This is a genomic window from Paenibacillus sp. Negev47, assembly GCF_058313655.1.
On sequence record NZ_CM177754.1, the window covers coordinates 5,657,572 to 5,675,528 of the forward strand.

The 17,957-nt window shown below is 45.3% G+C and carries 17 protein-coding genes; 5 read left to right on the forward strand and 12 right to left on the reverse strand.

Going from position 1 to position 17,957, the window contains the following annotated elements; genetic code table 11:
* The first annotated feature begins 141 nt into the window (after positions 1–141).
* Positions 142–906 carry a helix-turn-helix transcriptional regulator gene (locus AC4G47_RS25470; protein ID WP_491103371.1) on the forward strand — a complete coding sequence of 255 codons (765 nt, stop codon included), beginning with the start codon at positions 142–144 and terminating at the stop codon, positions 904–906.
* Positions 907–1,185: 279 nt separating this feature from the next.
* On the forward strand, positions 1,186–1,548 hold the full coding sequence (locus AC4G47_RS25475) for a GNAT family N-acetyltransferase (RefSeq protein WP_491106795.1): 363 nt from the start codon (positions 1,186–1,188) through the stop codon (positions 1,546–1,548).
* A 212-nt stretch (positions 1,549–1,760) separates the two neighbouring features.
* On the opposite strand, the gene AC4G47_RS25480 is transcribed toward AC4G47_RS25475, so the two are convergent.
* From AC4G47_RS25480 to AC4G47_RS25490, 3 genes are all read right to left on the reverse strand, one after another.
* Positions 1,761–3,113: an amino acid permease gene (locus AC4G47_RS25480; RefSeq protein ID WP_491103372.1), complete on the reverse strand. Its 1,353-nt coding sequence runs from the start codon at positions 3,111–3,113 to the stop codon at positions 1,761–1,763.
* Positions 3,114–3,268: 155 nt separating this feature from the next.
* Entirely contained in the window at positions 3,269–3,550 is a 282-nt protein-coding gene (locus AC4G47_RS25485; protein ID WP_491103373.1) for a hypothetical protein, read from the reverse strand.
* A gap of 153 nt (positions 3,551–3,703) precedes the next feature.
* Positions 3,704–4,159 carry a GNAT family N-acetyltransferase gene (locus tag AC4G47_RS25490; RefSeq protein WP_491103374.1) on the reverse strand — a complete coding sequence of 152 codons (456 nt, stop codon included), beginning with the start codon at positions 4,157–4,159 and terminating at the stop codon, positions 3,704–3,706.
* A gap of 174 nt (positions 4,160–4,333) precedes the next feature.
* Here AC4G47_RS25490 and AC4G47_RS25495 point away from each other — a divergent pair, with 174 nt between their 5' ends.
* Both AC4G47_RS25495 and AC4G47_RS25500 read left to right on the forward strand, forming a co-directional pair.
* A complete protein-coding gene (locus tag AC4G47_RS25495) occupies positions 4,334–4,909 on the forward strand; it encodes a GNAT family N-acetyltransferase (RefSeq protein ID WP_491103375.1) in 576 nt (191 codons plus the stop codon).
* Positions 4,906–5,253, forward strand: a complete 348-nt coding sequence (locus tag AC4G47_RS25500; protein WP_491103376.1) for a DUF1801 domain-containing protein — start codon at positions 4,906–4,908, stop codon at positions 5,251–5,253. Before AC4G47_RS25495 ends, AC4G47_RS25500 begins: the two co-directional genes overlap by 4 nt.
* Positions 5,254–5,404: 151 nt before the next feature.
* On the opposite strand, the gene AC4G47_RS25505 is transcribed toward AC4G47_RS25500, so the two are convergent.
* From AC4G47_RS25505 to AC4G47_RS25540, 8 genes are all read right to left on the reverse strand, one after another.
* The gene (locus tag AC4G47_RS25505) at positions 5,405–6,709 is read right to left on the reverse strand and encodes a DUF1963 domain-containing protein (protein WP_491103378.1); all 1,305 of its coding nucleotides are present in this window, start codon (positions 6,707–6,709) and stop codon (positions 5,405–5,407) included.
* A gap of 112 nt (positions 6,710–6,821) precedes the next feature.
* Positions 6,822–8,000 (reverse strand): alanyl-tRNA editing protein, encoded by a 1,179-nt coding sequence (locus tag AC4G47_RS25510; protein WP_491106796.1) that lies wholly within the window; start codon positions 7,998–8,000, stop codon positions 6,822–6,824.
* Between the two features lie 273 nt (positions 8,001–8,273).
* Positions 8,274–9,026, reverse strand: a complete 753-nt coding sequence (locus AC4G47_RS25515; RefSeq protein ID WP_145321180.1) for an iron ABC transporter ATP-binding protein — start codon at positions 9,024–9,026, stop codon at positions 8,274–8,276.
* On the reverse strand, positions 9,023–10,087 hold the full coding sequence (locus AC4G47_RS25520; protein ID WP_491103380.1) for an iron chelate uptake ABC transporter family permease subunit: 1,065 nt from the start codon (positions 10,085–10,087) through the stop codon (positions 9,023–9,025). Before AC4G47_RS25520 ends, AC4G47_RS25515 begins: the two co-directional genes overlap by 4 nt.
* Entirely contained in the window at positions 10,084–11,094 is a 1,011-nt protein-coding gene (locus tag AC4G47_RS25525; RefSeq protein ID WP_491106797.1) for an ABC transporter permease, read from the reverse strand. Before AC4G47_RS25525 ends, AC4G47_RS25520 begins: the two co-directional genes overlap by 4 nt.
* A 30-nt stretch (positions 11,095–11,124) precedes the next feature.
* Positions 11,125–12,156, reverse strand: a complete 1,032-nt coding sequence (locus AC4G47_RS25530) for a siderophore ABC transporter substrate-binding protein (protein ID WP_491103382.1) — start codon at positions 12,154–12,156, stop codon at positions 11,125–11,127.
* Positions 12,157–12,474: 318 nt separating this feature from the next.
* Positions 12,475–14,244 carry a dihydroxyacetone kinase subunit DhaK gene (gene dhaK, locus AC4G47_RS25535; RefSeq protein ID WP_491103384.1) on the reverse strand — a complete coding sequence of 590 codons (1,770 nt, stop codon included), beginning with the start codon at positions 14,242–14,244 and terminating at the stop codon, positions 12,475–12,477.
* Positions 14,244–15,386 carry a glycerol dehydrogenase gene (locus tag AC4G47_RS25540; RefSeq protein ID WP_491103386.1) on the reverse strand — a complete coding sequence of 381 codons (1,143 nt, stop codon included), beginning with the start codon at positions 15,384–15,386 and terminating at the stop codon, positions 14,244–14,246. The genes dhaK and AC4G47_RS25540 overlap by 1 nt, the downstream gene beginning before the upstream one ends.
* A gap of 305 nt (positions 15,387–15,691) precedes the next feature.
* On the opposite strand from AC4G47_RS25540, the gene AC4G47_RS25545 reads away from it, so the two are divergent.
* Complete coding sequence (locus AC4G47_RS25545; protein WP_491103387.1) at positions 15,692–16,729, forward strand: PocR ligand-binding domain-containing protein; 1,038 nt, start codon at positions 15,692–15,694, stop codon at positions 16,727–16,729.
* An 86-nt stretch (positions 16,730–16,815) separates the two neighbouring features.
* Here the strand turns inward: AC4G47_RS25545 and AC4G47_RS25550 are convergent, their stop codons facing one another.
* Positions 16,816–17,916, reverse strand: a complete 1,101-nt coding sequence (locus tag AC4G47_RS25550) for a threonine aldolase family protein (protein WP_491103388.1) — start codon at positions 17,914–17,916, stop codon at positions 16,816–16,818.
* Between the last annotated feature and the right edge of the window lie 41 nt (positions 17,917–17,957).

A 17,957-nucleotide genomic window follows, 5' to 3' on the forward strand; every position in this document is an offset into this window, starting at 1 on the left:
TCTTGAGGGGTAAAATCCGTGTTCTGTTCCATATGACTAATACTCATCAATCTACTGCAGAGCTTGAATATCCTCATATTATCAAATAAAATACAATTACATCAGACTCATAATCCAAGAAAAGGTGGATAAATCCGTCCTATGCAAAAGCCCCTGGAACATTACCTGTGCGGCAAGTTCATATCCGAAGGGAACTGGAGCCACATGAGACGCAGCATGCCTGTTCACGAGATCATTTTGATGCTGGAAGGTGAGATGTACATCGCGGAAGAAGAGGAACAATATGTGGTTCGTGCCAACGATCTGTTGTTTCTGCGCGCTGGTCGCACCCACTATGGCTACCGGATCAGCGACGCACCTGTTAGCTTTTACTGGGTTCACTATGATGCCTTGCAGGCTGAATTCAATCGCTTTAGGACACATGCCACCATTCAGGTGCCTTCCATGGCCAATCAGTTATTTAAGCAATTGCTGCATGTGTCCTCCTTTTCACCGGAGGAAGCAGACGCAGCTTTGCTATTGTTGTTCAGAGAGCTGGAGCGTAATATAGAGGCGGATTATCGCCCCCACAATGCGATTGTGGACCATATCTGCAAGTGGGTCGATATTCATCTGCATACGAACATTACGGTGAGTCAGATTGCGGAAAATTTTAATTTTAACAAAGACTATATCTCCAAAATGGTGAAACGCGAGAAAGGTACTGGACTTAAAACCTATATCCTCACAGAACGAATTCGTCGGGCGAAACAGTTGCTGCTGAATACCAATGCCAGTGTAAAAGAAATTGCCGGACAATGCGGTTTCTCCGATTACAAGCTGTTCCTGCGCATGTTCAAGCAATACGAAGGCAATACGCCAACCGAATATCGCAATCACCTGTATTCTACACAGCTCAATCGTTGAGTCGCTTTGATCTATAGAAATGACTGAGTTAACTATAGAAAATTTGAATTAATCGGTTTGAGTCAATTGTGTTAGAATGCAAGAAAACTATATTCCATACTTAACCTATAAGAAAAGAGGAATTATACGATGACAACGGCTGCCGTTACAATTCAACCTGCCACAGAGACTGACCATCCAGAGATTGTTGATATCCTTGTTGCAAGTTACGCCGAGTACCGGGAAACATTTGAACAAAATGATCGATAGGAAGCATACCTGAAAGACATTAGAGAGTCTCTGGACAACCCTCATCTCAAACAATTGTGGATTGCCAAGATTGAGGATCACATTGTTGGGACCGTTCAATTATTCGAAACCGCGCACAAGGCTTATCCAACCTTTGAACTGCCAATTGATTATCCGTTTATTCGGCTGTTGGGTGTGGATCCACAATGGAGAGGCCACGGAATCGGCAGAGAATTACTTCAGCAATGCGTAGATTCTGCCAAAGAGATGGGCAAAAATACGGTGTACTTATATACGGGCGGTCAGATGGTTAACGCCATCCGGTTATATGAACGTTTCGGTTTTGTAGAAGATGCGGAATTCAGCTCTGAGGGTACTGGAGGAAAGGCCATCTGCTATCGGTATGATTCCTAGTGGAGTGTAACAGCGCACCGCGATCAGCGAGTGGAGAATGAAACGTAAAACAGACCGCTCATCAATATGAACGGTCTGTTTTATGTTTATAAATGTCAACTATATAAGTTGCACTAATCATTTATACGATAACGGAGAGGTTATTCTGTCATCGTAGTGTCAGTGTAAATAATCTTTAGTTCAACTTATATAGCATTTGAATGTCAGCAATACTACACTGTTCGTCCATTCGTCTTCCTGAATCGAATCAGGGACCAGATCATCAGCAATGCGAGCACGGCAAGACAGATGCTAATGCTGAACCGATTACCTGCATCAAACACAAACATGACCGCAATGACACTGAGACACAACACGACGACTCCGGTTATATAAGGAAATCCCCAGACTTTGAATGTCGGTTGAACCGGATATCTCTTCCGCAGTTTTAGCTGCGATGAGGCAATACAGATCCACACAAGGATTACCACAAACCCCGGAACCGCAAGCAATATGCGGAACAGTTGATCCTGCGCGAACAGGCCAAGCAAGGAACCTCCAAGCAGGACGACCGAGCACACCAGAAGTGTGTTAACAGGGCTGCCGTTGCGATTCGTCTGTGACAATGCCTTCGGAGCTTCCCCGCCTACAGCCATGGAGTGCATCATCCGGGATGCACCGTAGATCCCTGAGTTTGCTGCAGATAGGACCGCCGTCACCAAAATAAAGTTCATAATATGTGCCGCTCCCGGCAGTCCCGTGGAGGCGAGCACCTGTACAAACGGGCTGCTCTCCGGCCCAATCTCATTCCATGGAATGAGACCACAGATGATGAGAATCGGCAAGGTGAAGAACAGAATAATTCTGAGCATGAAATTGCCTACGATTTTGGGCATGACTTTTTCTGCATTTTCCGTCTCGGTCAGGGTCAGACCAATCAGCTCCGATCCCCCATAAGAGAACATGACCACAAGCAGTGCCGAGAAGATCGATGACCATCCATTCGGGAAGAACCCGCCTGCTTGCGTGTAATTCTGTAGATATGGCGTGTTATCACTTGGAATAATGCCAAAGATCAGTCCTGCGCCCAGAAAAATAAAAATAATGATCATGGCGATTTTGATCCCTGCCAGCCAAAATTCAAATTCACCGAACACACCCACACTGAGCAGATTAACCAGTATAATGAACGCCGCACAAGCCAGACTCAGCATCCACAGCGGTACTTCACTGAACCAATACTGCAAAAAGCTCCCGGCCGCAATCACCTCAATGACACACACCGATAACCATAGAAAGCAGTACATCCATCCCATAACAAAGGACACTCTGCTACCGAATGCTTCTTGTACGAAGTCTTTCATATTTTTGTTCTTGTACACCGTAGCCATCTCCGCCATCGCGGCCATAACAACCAGCAGCAATAATCCGGCAAAAATGTACGTGACGATCACGCCCGGACCTGCGAGTCCGATCGTCTCTGCACTGCCTTTGAAAATTCCCGTTCCAATGACACCACCCATAGCCATAAAACTGATGTGTCTTGGTTTAAGCTTCTTCTGTAGTGTTCCTTCTGTCTGAGCCAATTCAAGTCCTCCTGATGTAAAAAACGTCTGTAATGCTGTCTTGTTTCATATTTTTGCACAATCTCATAAACATAATGTCCAGTATACCCTATTGTCCATCAATCAGCCCAGAAGTTCCTTATGGCCAATTCATCCCAAACGTATAAGGACATAACCTATGTTTTATACCCCACAATGGCATCAAGCAATCTATGTACAATCCAGCTGATCAAACTGTACACTGCCCCATAGATGAACCAAGCGCCTATGTTACTACCCCATGTTGAAAGATCACTCGCGATATACAACAAAGGCAGCATAAAAGATATAACCAGCGCTACCCAGAGTCTAAACCAATTGGCAAAATAACTGCATACTCCAAGCACCACAGCAATTATAGGACATAAAACTAAGACGGCAAACAGCGGATTCATCTGATCAAACCACCAATATATCATACACGACTCCCTCCACCCTTTTCATAGCATGGTCCAGGTTTCATCATTGAGTTTATTTTACTCTTTTTCCAAACTTCAATATGTGTGATATGTTGCAAATAAAAAAACCAGCATTCTGTAACAACAGAATACCGGTTTCTCATGCGAATCCATTTAGATTGTCTTTGTCATAAACGCGCTGTTCGGGTCCAAAATATAATCTGCGAATGGTTCGCAATATTCGAATCCGAAGTCTTCATACAACTTCCGTGCCGGGATGAATGAATCCATTGAGCCCGTCTCCAGACTGATTCGCTTATAACCACGTTCTACTGCAACGTTCATAATATGGGACAAAATCTTCCTCGCTACACCTTTTCTCAAGTGAGCCGAAGCGGTACGCATCGACTTCAACTCTGCATGCTCTGGATCAAGTTCTTTGATAGCCCCACATCCGAGCAGGTCGTCCCCTTCCCATGCACACCAGAATGTAATTTCAGGCTTCTTGAGTCCATCCAGATTCAACGCATGAATACTCTCTGGAGGCGAATCCGCTGCCATCCCTTGCAAGTGCTCTGCAATTAACGCTTTGACCTGTATTCCACTCAAATCATCCACTTTGATCTCCAAAACGTATCACTCCTGCCGACATTTTTAGTCATTGAATGTATATCGATTATTTCATATTACTACCATGTCAGGTTTCATGACAAGAGGCTACTTGTATCCACTGAAATACGCTATTGTGATTCACCTATAATTTCCAGATGATGGGGCTATTCATAACAACAAAGGGAGACTCCTATGACACTAACAACGGATAACCTGTTCTATAGCACACGATTGAAAATGACGCCACCACGTCCTGAAGACGTGCAAACGATGCTGCTCTGGAACGAAGACCCGGAATACCTTCGGAATGTGGATACCGATATGGCCATCCCCTATTCGGAGAAACAGTTGGAAGATGAGGGAGATACGAAGAACAAGGAAGTGTACTTCAGACTTCGCACGCATGAAGACGATACCCTGATTGGTTTTGTTGTCATTCACAGCATTGAGTGGAATAACCGCTGCGGGCAGCTTGCCATTGGCATCGGACTTGCCGAACATCGTAACAAGGGATATGGCACCGAAGCGTTGAATCTTATTTTACGATATGCATTCCATGAGATGAACCTGGACCGGGTTGGCCTTGATGTCATCGCCTACAATGCCAAAGCAATCCGTTCCTATGAGAAGGCTGGTTTTCAGTTGGAAGGTCGGGCACGCTCAGCTGTATACCGTGATGGTAAGCGTTACGACCGCCTGATGATGGGAATTCTAAGACCAGAATGGGAAGCACACAATCAGATCCATACGGAGGGTGAACCAAGATGACCAAGAATGCAGAAGTCACTGAGTTTATTGAACAGATTCAGATTCCCTGGCAAGTTCAAGTCGCTGATCAATTGCGGCAGCTGGTACATGATTCCATCCCTGATGTGCAGGAACGGGTGCAATACAAGAAACCTCATTTTCTGAAAAATGGGAAGTACGCTGCGGTCATCTCGCCATCCAAACAGGCCGTCTCCTTCACCATCTTCCATGCAACCGGACTCGATCTACCCGATGGGATATTTGAAGGCCCGGAAGAGCGTAAAACGATCAAGATCAAGGAAAAGGATACGCCCGATTATGAATGGCTGGGCGGTCTGCTGACGCAGGCATCTGCAGAATTGTAGGAAAATCTGACGTACATTAAAGAGGCATCCCATGAAGTTCAAGAACTTACGGGATGCCTCTTTATGTCATAGTCTGTATACTACTGTCATTACAACCTAATTGGTCTTGTAGTACTATAGATAAGTTAATGGCTTATCATAGCTTCCACCATCAAGATTGTTGATAGGTTACGGCGGTCATCTGGCATGGCTCGCATATGAACATGTAGTACATTCCTTCACCGTATTCCTCGACCTCGCCCCAATCCAGTTGTGCGACAGCCTTCAATCGAGTAGAACAGCGTGGACATGTTGGGTACTCCGCATCCTGAACCCATCCCGGATGGCCGCCGACCTGAGATAGAGATGGCTCCATCGCCCACTCACTGGCATGGAATGCATGACGTGGTGCGTTCGCAATCCGAAACTGTCGGCCCGTATCCAGTGTAAGCTGAATATAATCGTCCGGGTCAATGTCGTCCGCTCCCACGGGCATGACATTATGTGAACTCCATAACGGTTCCCCCGCTGCATCCATCTCCATGTAAACCACACCGTAACTGCTGCATATCACGCAAGTCTGTATCTGAAGTCGCGGGGTATGCCAAGACACGTCCTGCAGAGCTGGATGCTTAACATCCAGATTAATTAAGGTCGTTAACGTACCACCACACCATGGACAGCAATTCGTGCTCGGAGTCAGCATTGAGATTGAATCTCCGGTGATTGCCGCTTTATTTGCTTCACTCTCTTTTACTTTATAGAGTGAATAACTTGGGGTGGTGAATAATTCCCTGCGTTGCCCTTCTTTTGTGAGTTCCCAACCAGCTTCCGTGGTGTATTGCTCCGGGGCCACGTACAACTCACTCGCCCAAGAGGGCGGAGATTGTCTCCATTGCTGGAACTGCTGCTCAACAACACCATCCCCGATATGGGCCAGCATGAGCAATATGTGGTTGCGATTCTCGTCATCGGTGTTCACCTGCTGCAAAAGATGATTCCGCACTTCTGCCGAGGCACTTTTATATAAAATCGCCGGATAATAGATCTCCTGTTCCAACAACTCAGGAATTTCGGCGGTCAACGATACATCATGATAACGGACCAGATACAGCAGAATATCTTTGCCGGTATCTTCATCGCCTGTACGAATCCGTTGCATCGCATAATCCTTCATCTCATCTTGTTGTTCAACTGACAAAGACAGATACACCCGTTCCTTGGATTGTTCATATGGCACATAGCGAATTAATGGATCGCGAACCTGAGGTTCGTGCATGATTTTCAAAACTTCAACCGGGTCTGTGATGCCCGCATACAAGTTTACGTCACGCCGATTCGCTTCAATGTATCTCTGACGCTCTTCACGCTCCAACTCCTGCTTGCAAGGCATGCAATACCCACCTGTTCTAGCAGCCGTTGTTGGCAAAATGGTATTTGCACACCCTTCCCGTATACACAGAATTCGTTCTGTCATCCCTCCACCTCCTCTACGGTCTGATCGCTTGATCATGAAAAACACGCCACAACGTGGCGTGCTTGTCTCATGATCGTACACTAGTTACCCGTCTCTTATCTTAATAAGGAGATCAGTGATGTCCCAGCTGGTCCTTGGTGAACTCATAAAAGGCAAGCGCATCTTCACTGCTCGCAAAGCCTGCCTGAGCCATTTTTTCACTGCCCCCACCTTTGCCCTGGTAGGCTCCAAGATTGCCTTTGAAGAAAGGTCCACAAGCCCATTCAGGCGGTTGTCCATTCTGTGCGAGAACAACTTTGGCCTCCGAGATACTGGCGAACAGTACAAGCCCTTCATGTTCTGCTGTCAGCTTGGTAGCCAGGCTCTGCATATCCTTGAGCGATTTGTCTTCAAAGACCTGAGCAATAACCAGCCCTTGCCGAGCAGCCAGCAGTTCCTCCGCATAATAGGCATCATTGGTTGTTTTCACTGCATTCAGCTCGGTTTGCAGCTGTTTTTGCTCCATTTCCATTTTCTCAATGCGCTCCAATAACTCGTCCTTACCGGTCTTTAATTTAACCATGATGCTATTGAGCACATTTTGTGTGGATGTGAATTCATTCAGCGCCCTTGTTCCACATTTGAAATAAATGCGGGTGCCGCCCTTCACTTTTTCGGTTTTCAACAGTTTGATGATACCGATCTCGCCTGTCGCCGACACATGGGTGCCGCCGCAAGCATTATACTCCACACCCTCGATCTCGACGATGCGAATGTCTTCCGTTACCGTAGGCTGCTTCACCAGTGGCAATTGTGCGGCCTCTTCTGCTGTAACCCATGAAGTGTTGATACGAGCGTTACGATAGATCTGGCGATTCACCTCTTGTTCAATGGCAGTCAATTGATCCGCTCCGAGGTCAGCCGCAGCCACATCAATCGTGTCATACTCCGCTCCGAGGTGAAAACTGAGCGTCATCGCTTCCGTCAGCTTGAGCGTGATTGCCGATAACAAATGCTGTCCGGTATGCTGCTGCATATGATCGAATCTTCGCTCCCAGTCAAGCTCACAATGTACTTCAGTCTGTTCAGGCGCGCGTTCCAGCTTATGCCACACGTCACCATCTTCAATGTTCACATCCAGAACAGTGATGCCACCAATTTGTCCCAGATCACAAGGTTGTCCACCCCCATGCGGGTAAAAAGCAGTCTCCGCCAGTGTGACATATACGCCGTCTTCCTTGTCCACTCTGCCTGTAATATGTGTATTCCACTCCCGTGTGTAAGCAGAGTCATAATAGATTTTTTGCGTCATTAATGATCCCAATCCCTTCTCGTTCATATGGATTATCATAATCTCCAGATTACACTATCTGGAACCCTCAATCCAGTTTATGGAATACAAGATCGCACTTCATATCCAAAAGAACGCTCTGTGAGCGAAAATACCTTCTGATCAAGAATGAAACGTTGCAGGGGGATGCTTCTGGTCGGGGTATGCTCGACTTTTATCAAAAAAAAGTAGAGTGAAATGATCACTCTACTTTCGAAAACCGTTTTAACTAACAACTTCTTATTGCGCCTGTAACTAATAGATCGCTATCGGTCCATAGGGCCCATCAATAATCTCAATTTTCGTTTCAAAAATATCTGTTAAAATTTCTGGGTCCATCACTTCTTTTACTGTTCCAAAAGCGGCGATTTGCCCATCTTTCATAGCACATATTCGATCTGAATATTTGGCGGCAAAATTGATATCATGCATAACCGTCAGAATAGTTCTGCCAAATTCATTAGCGGCATATCTCAAATGCTCCATCATCCGAACAGAACGAGCAACATCCAGATTGTTTAGAGGCTCGTCCAAAAGTACGTATTCCGTCTCTTGGCACAACACCATTGCGACATAGGCTCTTTGCCTTTGACCACCAGAAAGCTCATCTAGATATCTATTTTCCAGAGCAGTTAAGTCTAGAAAATCAATATATTTAGATATAATAGCTTCATCCTCATCCGTTAATCTTCCCTTAGAATAAGGAAAACGTCCAAACCCAGCAAGTTGTCTAACGGTAAGCCTTGTAACAAAATGATTTTCTTGTCGTAAAACCGTTACAATTTTGGCCAAGTCTTTTGACTTGGTCGTGGAAACATCCATATTGGCAACCTTAATTTGACCTTCATCCAAATCCAAAAGTCTTCCGATCATCAGAAGTGTCGTTGACTTCCCCGCACCGTTGGGTCCAATTAAAGAAGTAAGACCGGCTTTGGGTATATGAATATTCAAAGGACCTATCTCTACCTCGGCTGCATAGGACTTTTTGACATTATTGATCTGTATCATAAAGAACCCTTCCTTAAAATCACAATTAAAAATGTTAGTCCGCCAACCAATTCTATAATGATGGAAACAACACCTTGGGCATTGAAGACATGATTCATAATAAAGTATGCACCGGTTAAGATCACAAATCCTATCGCAAGTGCCATTGGGAATACATATCTGTGATCATAGGTTTGCGCTGCCTGATAACTCAAAATCGCAACTAAAAATCCATAGAATGTAAGTGGTCCAACCAAAGCTGTCGAAATGGCCATCAAAATGGAAACCAGGACCAGCGTATAAATCACACTACTTTGATGTTTAGTTCCCAAGGAAGTGGAGACATCCTTACCAAGCGACAGTACATTTAACCTCTTGGCATTAGCAAGTAGGAGGATTGCTGCAATGATGACGATAGGAATCGCAATCGGGAAATAGGCAGAATCCGCATTATTCACGGAAGCAAACATTCTTGCCTGCAAAATATCAAATTCGGACGGTGCAAGAAGTCTTCTCATAAAAGAGGATACAGACCTCAGACCGGTCCCGATAATAATACCGACCAGAAGCAGAAGTTGTAAATTGCCGTACTTTCCGGAAAGCAACCATCCATAAAGGATTAAACACATGATGACCATTGCAGCAACTTGATATAAAAAGGAATCAACACCGCTAAAATTCACAAATACCGTCGCACCAAGGAAAAATATAGTGCTCGTATGAATGGTTGAATAAATAGCATCAAAACCTAAAAGGGACGGAGTTATAATTTTGTTATTCGTAATCGATTGAAAAGCAACCGTAGATAAACTTTGGCAAATTGCAGCGATAAGCATTGAAACCAGAGCGACTACTCTTCTTGTAACGACAGGTATGAAAGAAGGAGAAGATACCGGGACCGGATTCTTATAAACCAGTAGTCCAATCGATGCAAAAACGCCCAGAACAATCAATGTTATCAGCAAAATCCAATAACGCTTTTCTTCTTTCTTGGTACGGAAGGCTCTAGCTGATCTTTTTTTAGGACGACGGCTAGAATCGATTTCGATATTTAGTGGATTTCTACTTGCTAAGTCGCTCATCTTACCCTCCTTGTTGACCTCCTTTGTCTTAACAAAATGACAATAAATACGACGGCTCCCACTGTTCCAAGGATCATCGAGACAGGTATTTCAAAAGGCATGATAATGACTCGAGACAGGATATCACACACAATGATGCTGCCCATCCCTAATAAGCACACCCATGGCAGATTGCTCCTGAGATCGTCACCTCTAAACATGGAAACGATATTGGGGACAATTAACCCTAGAAAAGGCAGGTTCCCAATGACAGCTGCAACGATTCCAACGGCTAGTGAAATAAGCGCAGTCCCCATAAGAATGATCCTGTCATAATTTACGCCAAGACTGGTAGCCACATCTTCCCCTAGTCCGGCTAAAGTCAACCGATCAGCAAAAATAAAAATAAGAATAGTCACCAATACAATGAGCCATAGATATTCATACCTGCCAATTTGCACAGATGAAAAGGAGCCTGCAAACCAGCTTTCGATATTTTGAGTCATTTGGAATACAAGCCCAACGAAAGTTGAAAATGCAGAAATGACTGCTCCAAGCATCATCCCAATAATGGGGACAACTAAAGACGAGCGGAGTTTAACTTTCTTTAGAAACATAAAAAAAATCATCGTTCCTATAAAAGAAAAAATGATTGCGCCGGTCATTCTTAGTGTTAAACTCGGGGCAGGAAAGACCAGATAAATAAACATGATCCCCAGACCTGACCATTCCATTGTTCCTGTTGTGGTCGGTTCCACCAAGCGATTCTGTGTAATAAGCTGCATGACCAGGCCTGCCATGGCCATTGCGGCACCGGTAAGCATTAATGCAACAGTTCTTGGGACACGAGTGATGAAAAACATCTCCATTCCATCCGCTTGTCCCCGTATGTCATAGACTCCAATAAGCAGTGATGTAATGCCTAAAACAATAGTGGCTATAATTGCAATGATAAAAGGCAGGGTCCATAACCTTTTGTGATTATGACGCTGGGGTTGAGAATTCTCAACCCCGGCTATTTTTGGTATTAAATTTTTCAGCACTGCAGTATGCTCCTTTTACTGTTTAGCTAAAGCTTTCGTAAGGTTGTTAATCAACTCCAAGAAAGTTTCGATAGATTCATTAGTGTACGTATCGTTTGGAGCATAGACCAGTTGCTTTTTAGTAATAGCAGTGGTGTTTTGCAGAGCAGGTGAGTTATCAATAACGTCCTGAGCCGGAACCGAACCTTCTTCAGCAGATACAGCTGCATCACGATCCAGTACGAAAATCCAATCCGGATTACTTTGGGCGATCGCTTCAACAGAAATATCATCACCTTGATGATCAGAAGAAGATTTGTCCACTTCTAGTGCCGGAACCCAGCCGAAAATGTCATACAATGGTCCCCACACGCGTCCAGTAAGAGGAGCCGAGAAACCAATGTTTCCACCAGATACGACAACACTCATAATTTTATCTTCACCGTTATAAGCGGCCTTAGCTTCTTCAATAGCCTTATCAAAATCAGCAATCAATTGGGCAGCTTCTTCTTGCTTCTCGAAAATTTTACCTAGATTGGTTGTTGCATCTTTAAGACCATTAACAAAGTTTTCTCCAGGTGATGCAGTTTCTTCAAGCTCAATATTAAGGTCAATTACTGCTGCATTAGGCACTAATTTTTTGATGTCTTCATAAAAGCCAGCAAATCTTTGACCAACAATGACAAGGTCAGGTTGTATAGATGCCAATAGTTCAAGATTTGGTTCGCGATGATTTCCAATATTTTGTACCGATTCATCGGCCACATATGGTGAATCTGCTGGCATTACATCCTTCGGCGCTGCTGCTAGTTTGACTCCCCAATTGGACAGAGTCTCAAATGTTCTGTTATCCAGAGCAACGACCTTCGTTGGATTTACAGGTACAGTTACTTTTCCATGAGCATCCGTAATTTCAACGGTTGTAGCTGTAGTAGCAGCATCGGAAGTTGCAGCCTCTGTATTAGCACTACCAGAAGTAGCAGGTTCATTACTTGAACATGCTGCCAACACCAAAGTTAAAGCTGCAACCATGATAAACATTAATTTTGAAGAAATAGACTTTTTCATTTCATTTATATCCCCCTAGAATTTAGAAAATTTCGGCCAAATGCAGCCTATTGTATTTGGATAAAATCAGTATCATATACCTCCTCAGCAACGAATGATAGTGATTATCAATATCAATAGTTTACATTATAACAAGTTAGCAGGCATTTTCAATACCTAATCGTTAATTTCATGGTAAAATTATGAAACAAATATTAAATTTTATGTATTTAGATGCATAAAAACCGACATTTCAACACAAAAAAGAAGTATCACTATGGGATACTTCTTTGGCATTAAGAACACTTTATAAATTTATATTTCTCATCGAGAACACTATTATTTCATCGACTCAGACAGTTCTGTGAAAATAACGCCCAGCGCATACGCGCCAGCGTCAGGGTAGCCCAGACTACGATCGCCGACGGTACCTGCACGGCCCATACGTGCCACAATATCTTCAGTTTTCTTCGCACCTTCAACAGCTGCTGCTGCACCTTTGGCAAAGGCGGTTTTGAAGTCATCTCCAGACTCCGCACTTTGCGTCCAGGAATCGGCACATGGAACGAGTGCATCGATCAAGGTTTTGTCGCCTACAACGGCACCACGTCCGAAGGAACGCTCTCCAGTAGACTGAATCCCTTGCACAGCTGCATGGATCATCTCCGCAAATTCAGCAACGTTCAATTGCTGTTTATCTCCTACAGCTTTGCCAGCCGAACGGAATGCCGAACCCCAGATTGGGCCGGATGCCCCGCCACAATATTCCATGATGACCAGTGAGCATGCATCGAGGAATGAACCGATATCTTTTTTATCTTCGTTAATGATGTGATTCCATTCGCGTTTCAACTGGCGGAAGCCTTTTGCCACACTCATACCGAAATCGCCATCACCCGCATGGGAGTCCAGTTCACAGAATGGTACTTCATTCTTGATGATGATCTCGCCCATTTTATCGATCAGATAAACGATGTTGTCCAACGAGAATTGATTGTTGCTAATCACCGCAGATGTTGCAGGCGTCTCCACTTCGTAGGATACCGGAGCGTCTTCACCCACGACAGCTTCAAGAGCCTCGGAATACGCCACTTGTGCCACTGGAGGACCGGATACTTTAAACGCAGGTGTATCACTTTCCTTGAACAACAGGGTTTTCAGCTCATCATCCAGTTTCAGGATCGTAACCGACGCACCCGCCATATCGATGCTTGTCATGTAGTTGCCGACAAACGTTGTAGCGACCTTCAGACCTGTATGTCCGGCAAGCTCACGCTGAACGGAATTGTTGAGCAGGTACAGTTCTTGCAAAGGTGTTGCGCCAAAACCATTCACAAGCACGGCAATCTCAGCAGAAGCATCCGTATCCAGCTTCATATCTGCGAGCAACGCCTCTACCATACGCCCTGCCAATTCATCCGCAGAAACGATCTTCTCCCGGCGAATTCCTGGCTCGCCATGTATCCCTACGCCGAATTCCATTTCATCTTCAGCAATCTCGAATGTAGGCGTGCCTTTGGCGGGTACGGTACAGGATGTGAATCCAAAACCAATACTGCGAACGTTCTGAGCTGCTTTCTCAGCAGCGGATTTCACATCGGCCAGACTGCGACCTTCTTCCGCTGCTGCTCCGGCTATCTTGTGAACCAGTACAGTTCCAGCAACGCCGCGACGTCCAACGGTATACAAGCTGTCTTGGACAGCGATGTCATCCTCAACACGCACATACTGTACGTCGATGCCATCTTCTTCAGCCAGATGCGCTGCATTCTTGAAGTTCATCATGTCGCCGCTGTAGTTCTTGATGATCAAGAGTGTTCCCTTGTTGCTGGCTGTTGCCTTGATCGCTTGGTACACCTGGATTTGGGAAGGAGATGCGAACACATCTCCACATACCGCTGCATCCAACATGCCTCTCCCCACATAACCTGCGTGAGCCGGTTCATGTCCACTGCCGCCGCCACTGATCAGGCTGACTTTATCGGCCTGAATCTCTCTGCGCTTGATAACTTTATATTTTTTCAGGAATTCCAGCTCCGGGTGCGCGAGCGCAATTCCGTTGCACATTTCCATAACAACATGTTCTGCTTGGTTAATAATTTTCTTCATTATTTTGCCTCCCGGCGAGTTGCTTTGTACTCACGGCCCATGCGGTCAGCCGCTGCAATGGCAGCAGCCACTTCAGGAACGGTGATCGGGAACGGCATCGCGTGAATGGATTCTTCCGGAATACAAGCGATCTCTGCAACTTTCAACAGCTCTTCCTGACTAATGGTGTCTACACCAATGTCCGCCAAGCTGATAGGCAGTCCCACTTCGAGACAGAAGTCCATGACTTCGTGCAGCTCTTCGGTTGGTGCATTTTCGAGCACGAGTTGTGCAATCGTACCGAAGGATACTTTTTCACCATGGAAGAAGTGATGTGTTCCCTCCAGAACAGTCAAACCGTTGTGGATTGCATGTGCTGCGGCCAGACCGCCACTTTCGAATCCAAGACCAGACAACAGAATGTTGGTCTCAACGATGTTTTCCAGCGCTTGTGTCACGACGTTGCTGTCACTCGCAACTTTCGCTTTCGCACCGTCAGTCAGCAGCATTTCATAACACAGTTTTGCCAGTGCAAGTGCCACATTCGTCCCTACTGCAGATGGGGTATATCCTTCGCGGGAACCCATTGGCAGACTTGCGTTTACACGGGAGTAGGATTTCGCTGTTGCTCTTGCTTCGAAGTATGTAGAGAGCGCATCTCCCATACCGGATACGAGGAAACGTGTTGGTGCATTGGCGATTACCGTTGTATCGACAAGAACCACACTTGGGCTTTGTTTGAAGTAAGCATAGTCATCAAAAGCACCTTCCGGTGTGTACAATACAGCAGAGTGACTTGTCGGTGCATCCGTTGCTGCAATGGTTGGGCAGATGATAAGTGCTTCGCCTTCAGCTACACATTTGGCAGCATCGATCGCTTTACCGCCACCTAGACCAATGGTAGAGTGACATCCTTTTTCCTTAGCAATCTCTTGCAAACGCGCAACTTCCTCACGGGAACATTCCCCTTTAAAACCGCTTTCAACAAACGTAATATTGAATTTCTCAGCAGTTGCATCGAGCTTCGCTTTTACACGCTGTACATCATCCGGATGTGCAATCAGTAAGGCTGATTCTCCGAAGGATTTGACAAAGTACCCCAGGTTCAACAACTCATCTTCGCCTTGTACATATTTGGTTGGGCTGATAAATGCTTTTCTCATATTAATATATGCCTCCTAAGGATATGGAATGGTGTAGTAAATACATTAAATTTTAATTTCTTGCAATTGACCTTAATATAACGCATGGGCAGCAGCTTTACAGTGGACTTTGATAACAAATTATTATAATTTACAATCGTAATTTTTTGCTTTTTAGTGCAATCATGGTATGTTATTGTCATGAGATGGTTGAATTTTGACCTCCCATAATACATTACCCGTCATCATTACATCTTAATATGTACAACTTGCTAACTTTTAATGGCCTAAATCATGAATCAGGTTAGCTATGGAGGTCTCGTCCAATGATTAAAGAATATCTGCATATCAATAAAATTCTCGACCTTAATAAATGGAAGCGTCTACAAGATTCTCTTGCTACAGTAACCAAACTGGCGATCCTCACCGTTGATTATAAAGGCATTCCCGTAACCAGTCACAGCAGCTGTCAGGCCTTCTGCCAGAATGTACGCAAAGACCCCGAGCTTCTCCCCTACTGCCAAAAATGTGATTCGCGTGGTGGTCTGGAAGCCGTTCGGTTAAATGAGCCCTATGTGTATCTATGCCATTTCAATATTATTGATATCGCCATTCCGATTACGATCGATGGCAAATATATCGGTGCCGTAATGGCAGGACAAGTAAAACTGGCCGACCCGGACAAGGGTAGTGATCTGGAGCAGATTGTCACGTCCAAGAACGTACCCATGCATGCAGCCAAGCTGGAGGAATTAAAAGACGATTACGCCCAGCTGCCTGTGATGACCTATGAAGAGATTGTGAAAATCTCCAACATGTTATCCCTGCTCTGCAACTACATTGTAGAAGAAGCGCTCAACAAAAATCTGTTAGTTGAAATGTTCGAGAAAGCTTCAGGTCATCAGGAGTCACTGAACCTCTCCACCATTCTGCCGGGATACTCCATTCGTAATATCGAGTCGATCAAAAAAGAGATGACGAATGCGATTGCGGACGCCTATCTCAAAAATAGCCCAAGTGACACGGAAAGCTCCAGCCCAGTCCTTCAGCCTGCTTTTGAATACATTCACAGTCACAAAAGCGAACAAGTTTCGCTCAAACAAATGGCCGACCTATGCCACCTGAGTCCGAGTTATTTCAGCAGGCTCTTTGCCAAGGAAACCGGTGAGAACTTCACAACCTACCTGGCACGGCTCAAAATCAAGTGGGCCAAGCAATTGCTGGAGGTCACCGACATGCCTGTCTCACAGATCAGTGATGAGCTGGGATTCAATGAATCGGGATATTTTATCAAAATATTCAAAAAGTTCGAGGAGATTACGCCCGCACTCTATCGCAAATACATCCAGGAGAATATTCACTGACGTGCACAAAATACCCTGTCCAGCATGTGGACAAGGCAGGTATACATCTTTTCGTTTATTTCGTACATCATTTCTCTCTTAGCTTATTATCTCACCTGTTTACGCAACTCGTGATCTAGCCATACCAATGCTGCACGCAGTTTGTCTTGAGGAACTTGCTCATACCGATCGCCCGCAGAAAATTCAAAGGCGCAGCTGTTCCCACTCGTCTTGTTCAGATATGAAGTCATTCCTATGCCATACTGCTGAGACATTTGCACCAGAATTGGTTCAACTTCGGCAGCAGCGAGCGCAAAGTGCACATGGAACATATTCGATACCGGTATCTCGGGCAAGGTATGTATCCCATGACACACATTTAATAAGGCGGCCAGTTCTAGAGTCTGCTCGTAATAACGCTCCATTTTGCCAATCCGTTCATTGAAGTAATACTGGGAACTCAGAATATACGGATACAAACCGATCAGATCGCCCCCGTGCCGACGTTTCCATACTTTCGATTCCTGCATCACATCCGGATCACCCGCCAATATAGCACCCGCAATGCCTCCGATTCCTTTGTAAAAGGAAACATACACGCTATCAAAGAGACTGCAGATCTCCGCAGGTGTCTTCTGATAATAGGGAGTAATCTCAAACAGGCGCGCCCCGTCCAAATGCAGCTTAATCCCGCGCTCACGGCAATAGGCCGAGATCGCTTCCAGTTCTTCATATGCTGGCAATTGCCCGCCAATCTCGCGTTGCGGAAGTTCCAACAGCAGGCAGGCAATGTCCTGATCGAGCGCCTGTATATCTTCCAATCGAATCAAGCGTTCCTTGTCCGCAAGTAAAATCGATTCAATCTGGTGAAGCTCTTTCAGTCCGTCTTCCTCATGGATTTCCAGATGGCATAGAGGGTGGTAAGCTACTCGCTTTACCCCTTTGCGGTCACACCAGATCCGTAATGCAATCTGCTGTGCCATCGTTCCACTCGGGAAAAATACAGCCGATTCCTTTCCCAGAACGTCAGCCATTTGTTGCTGAAATTCTTCAATGATGGGGCCGTTACCGTAGTGGTCACTGAACATCTCCCCATCGATCTGCTCCAGTACGTCCTGAAGCACCTTCACTTTGCGACTGCCATGACCCCCTACAATAAATTCTGCCTGATTAAAGGCATCAGCCAACGTTAACGCAGTTTCTTTCAAGATCACTCACTCCCTTATAGTGCATGTTCATAAACGGACTT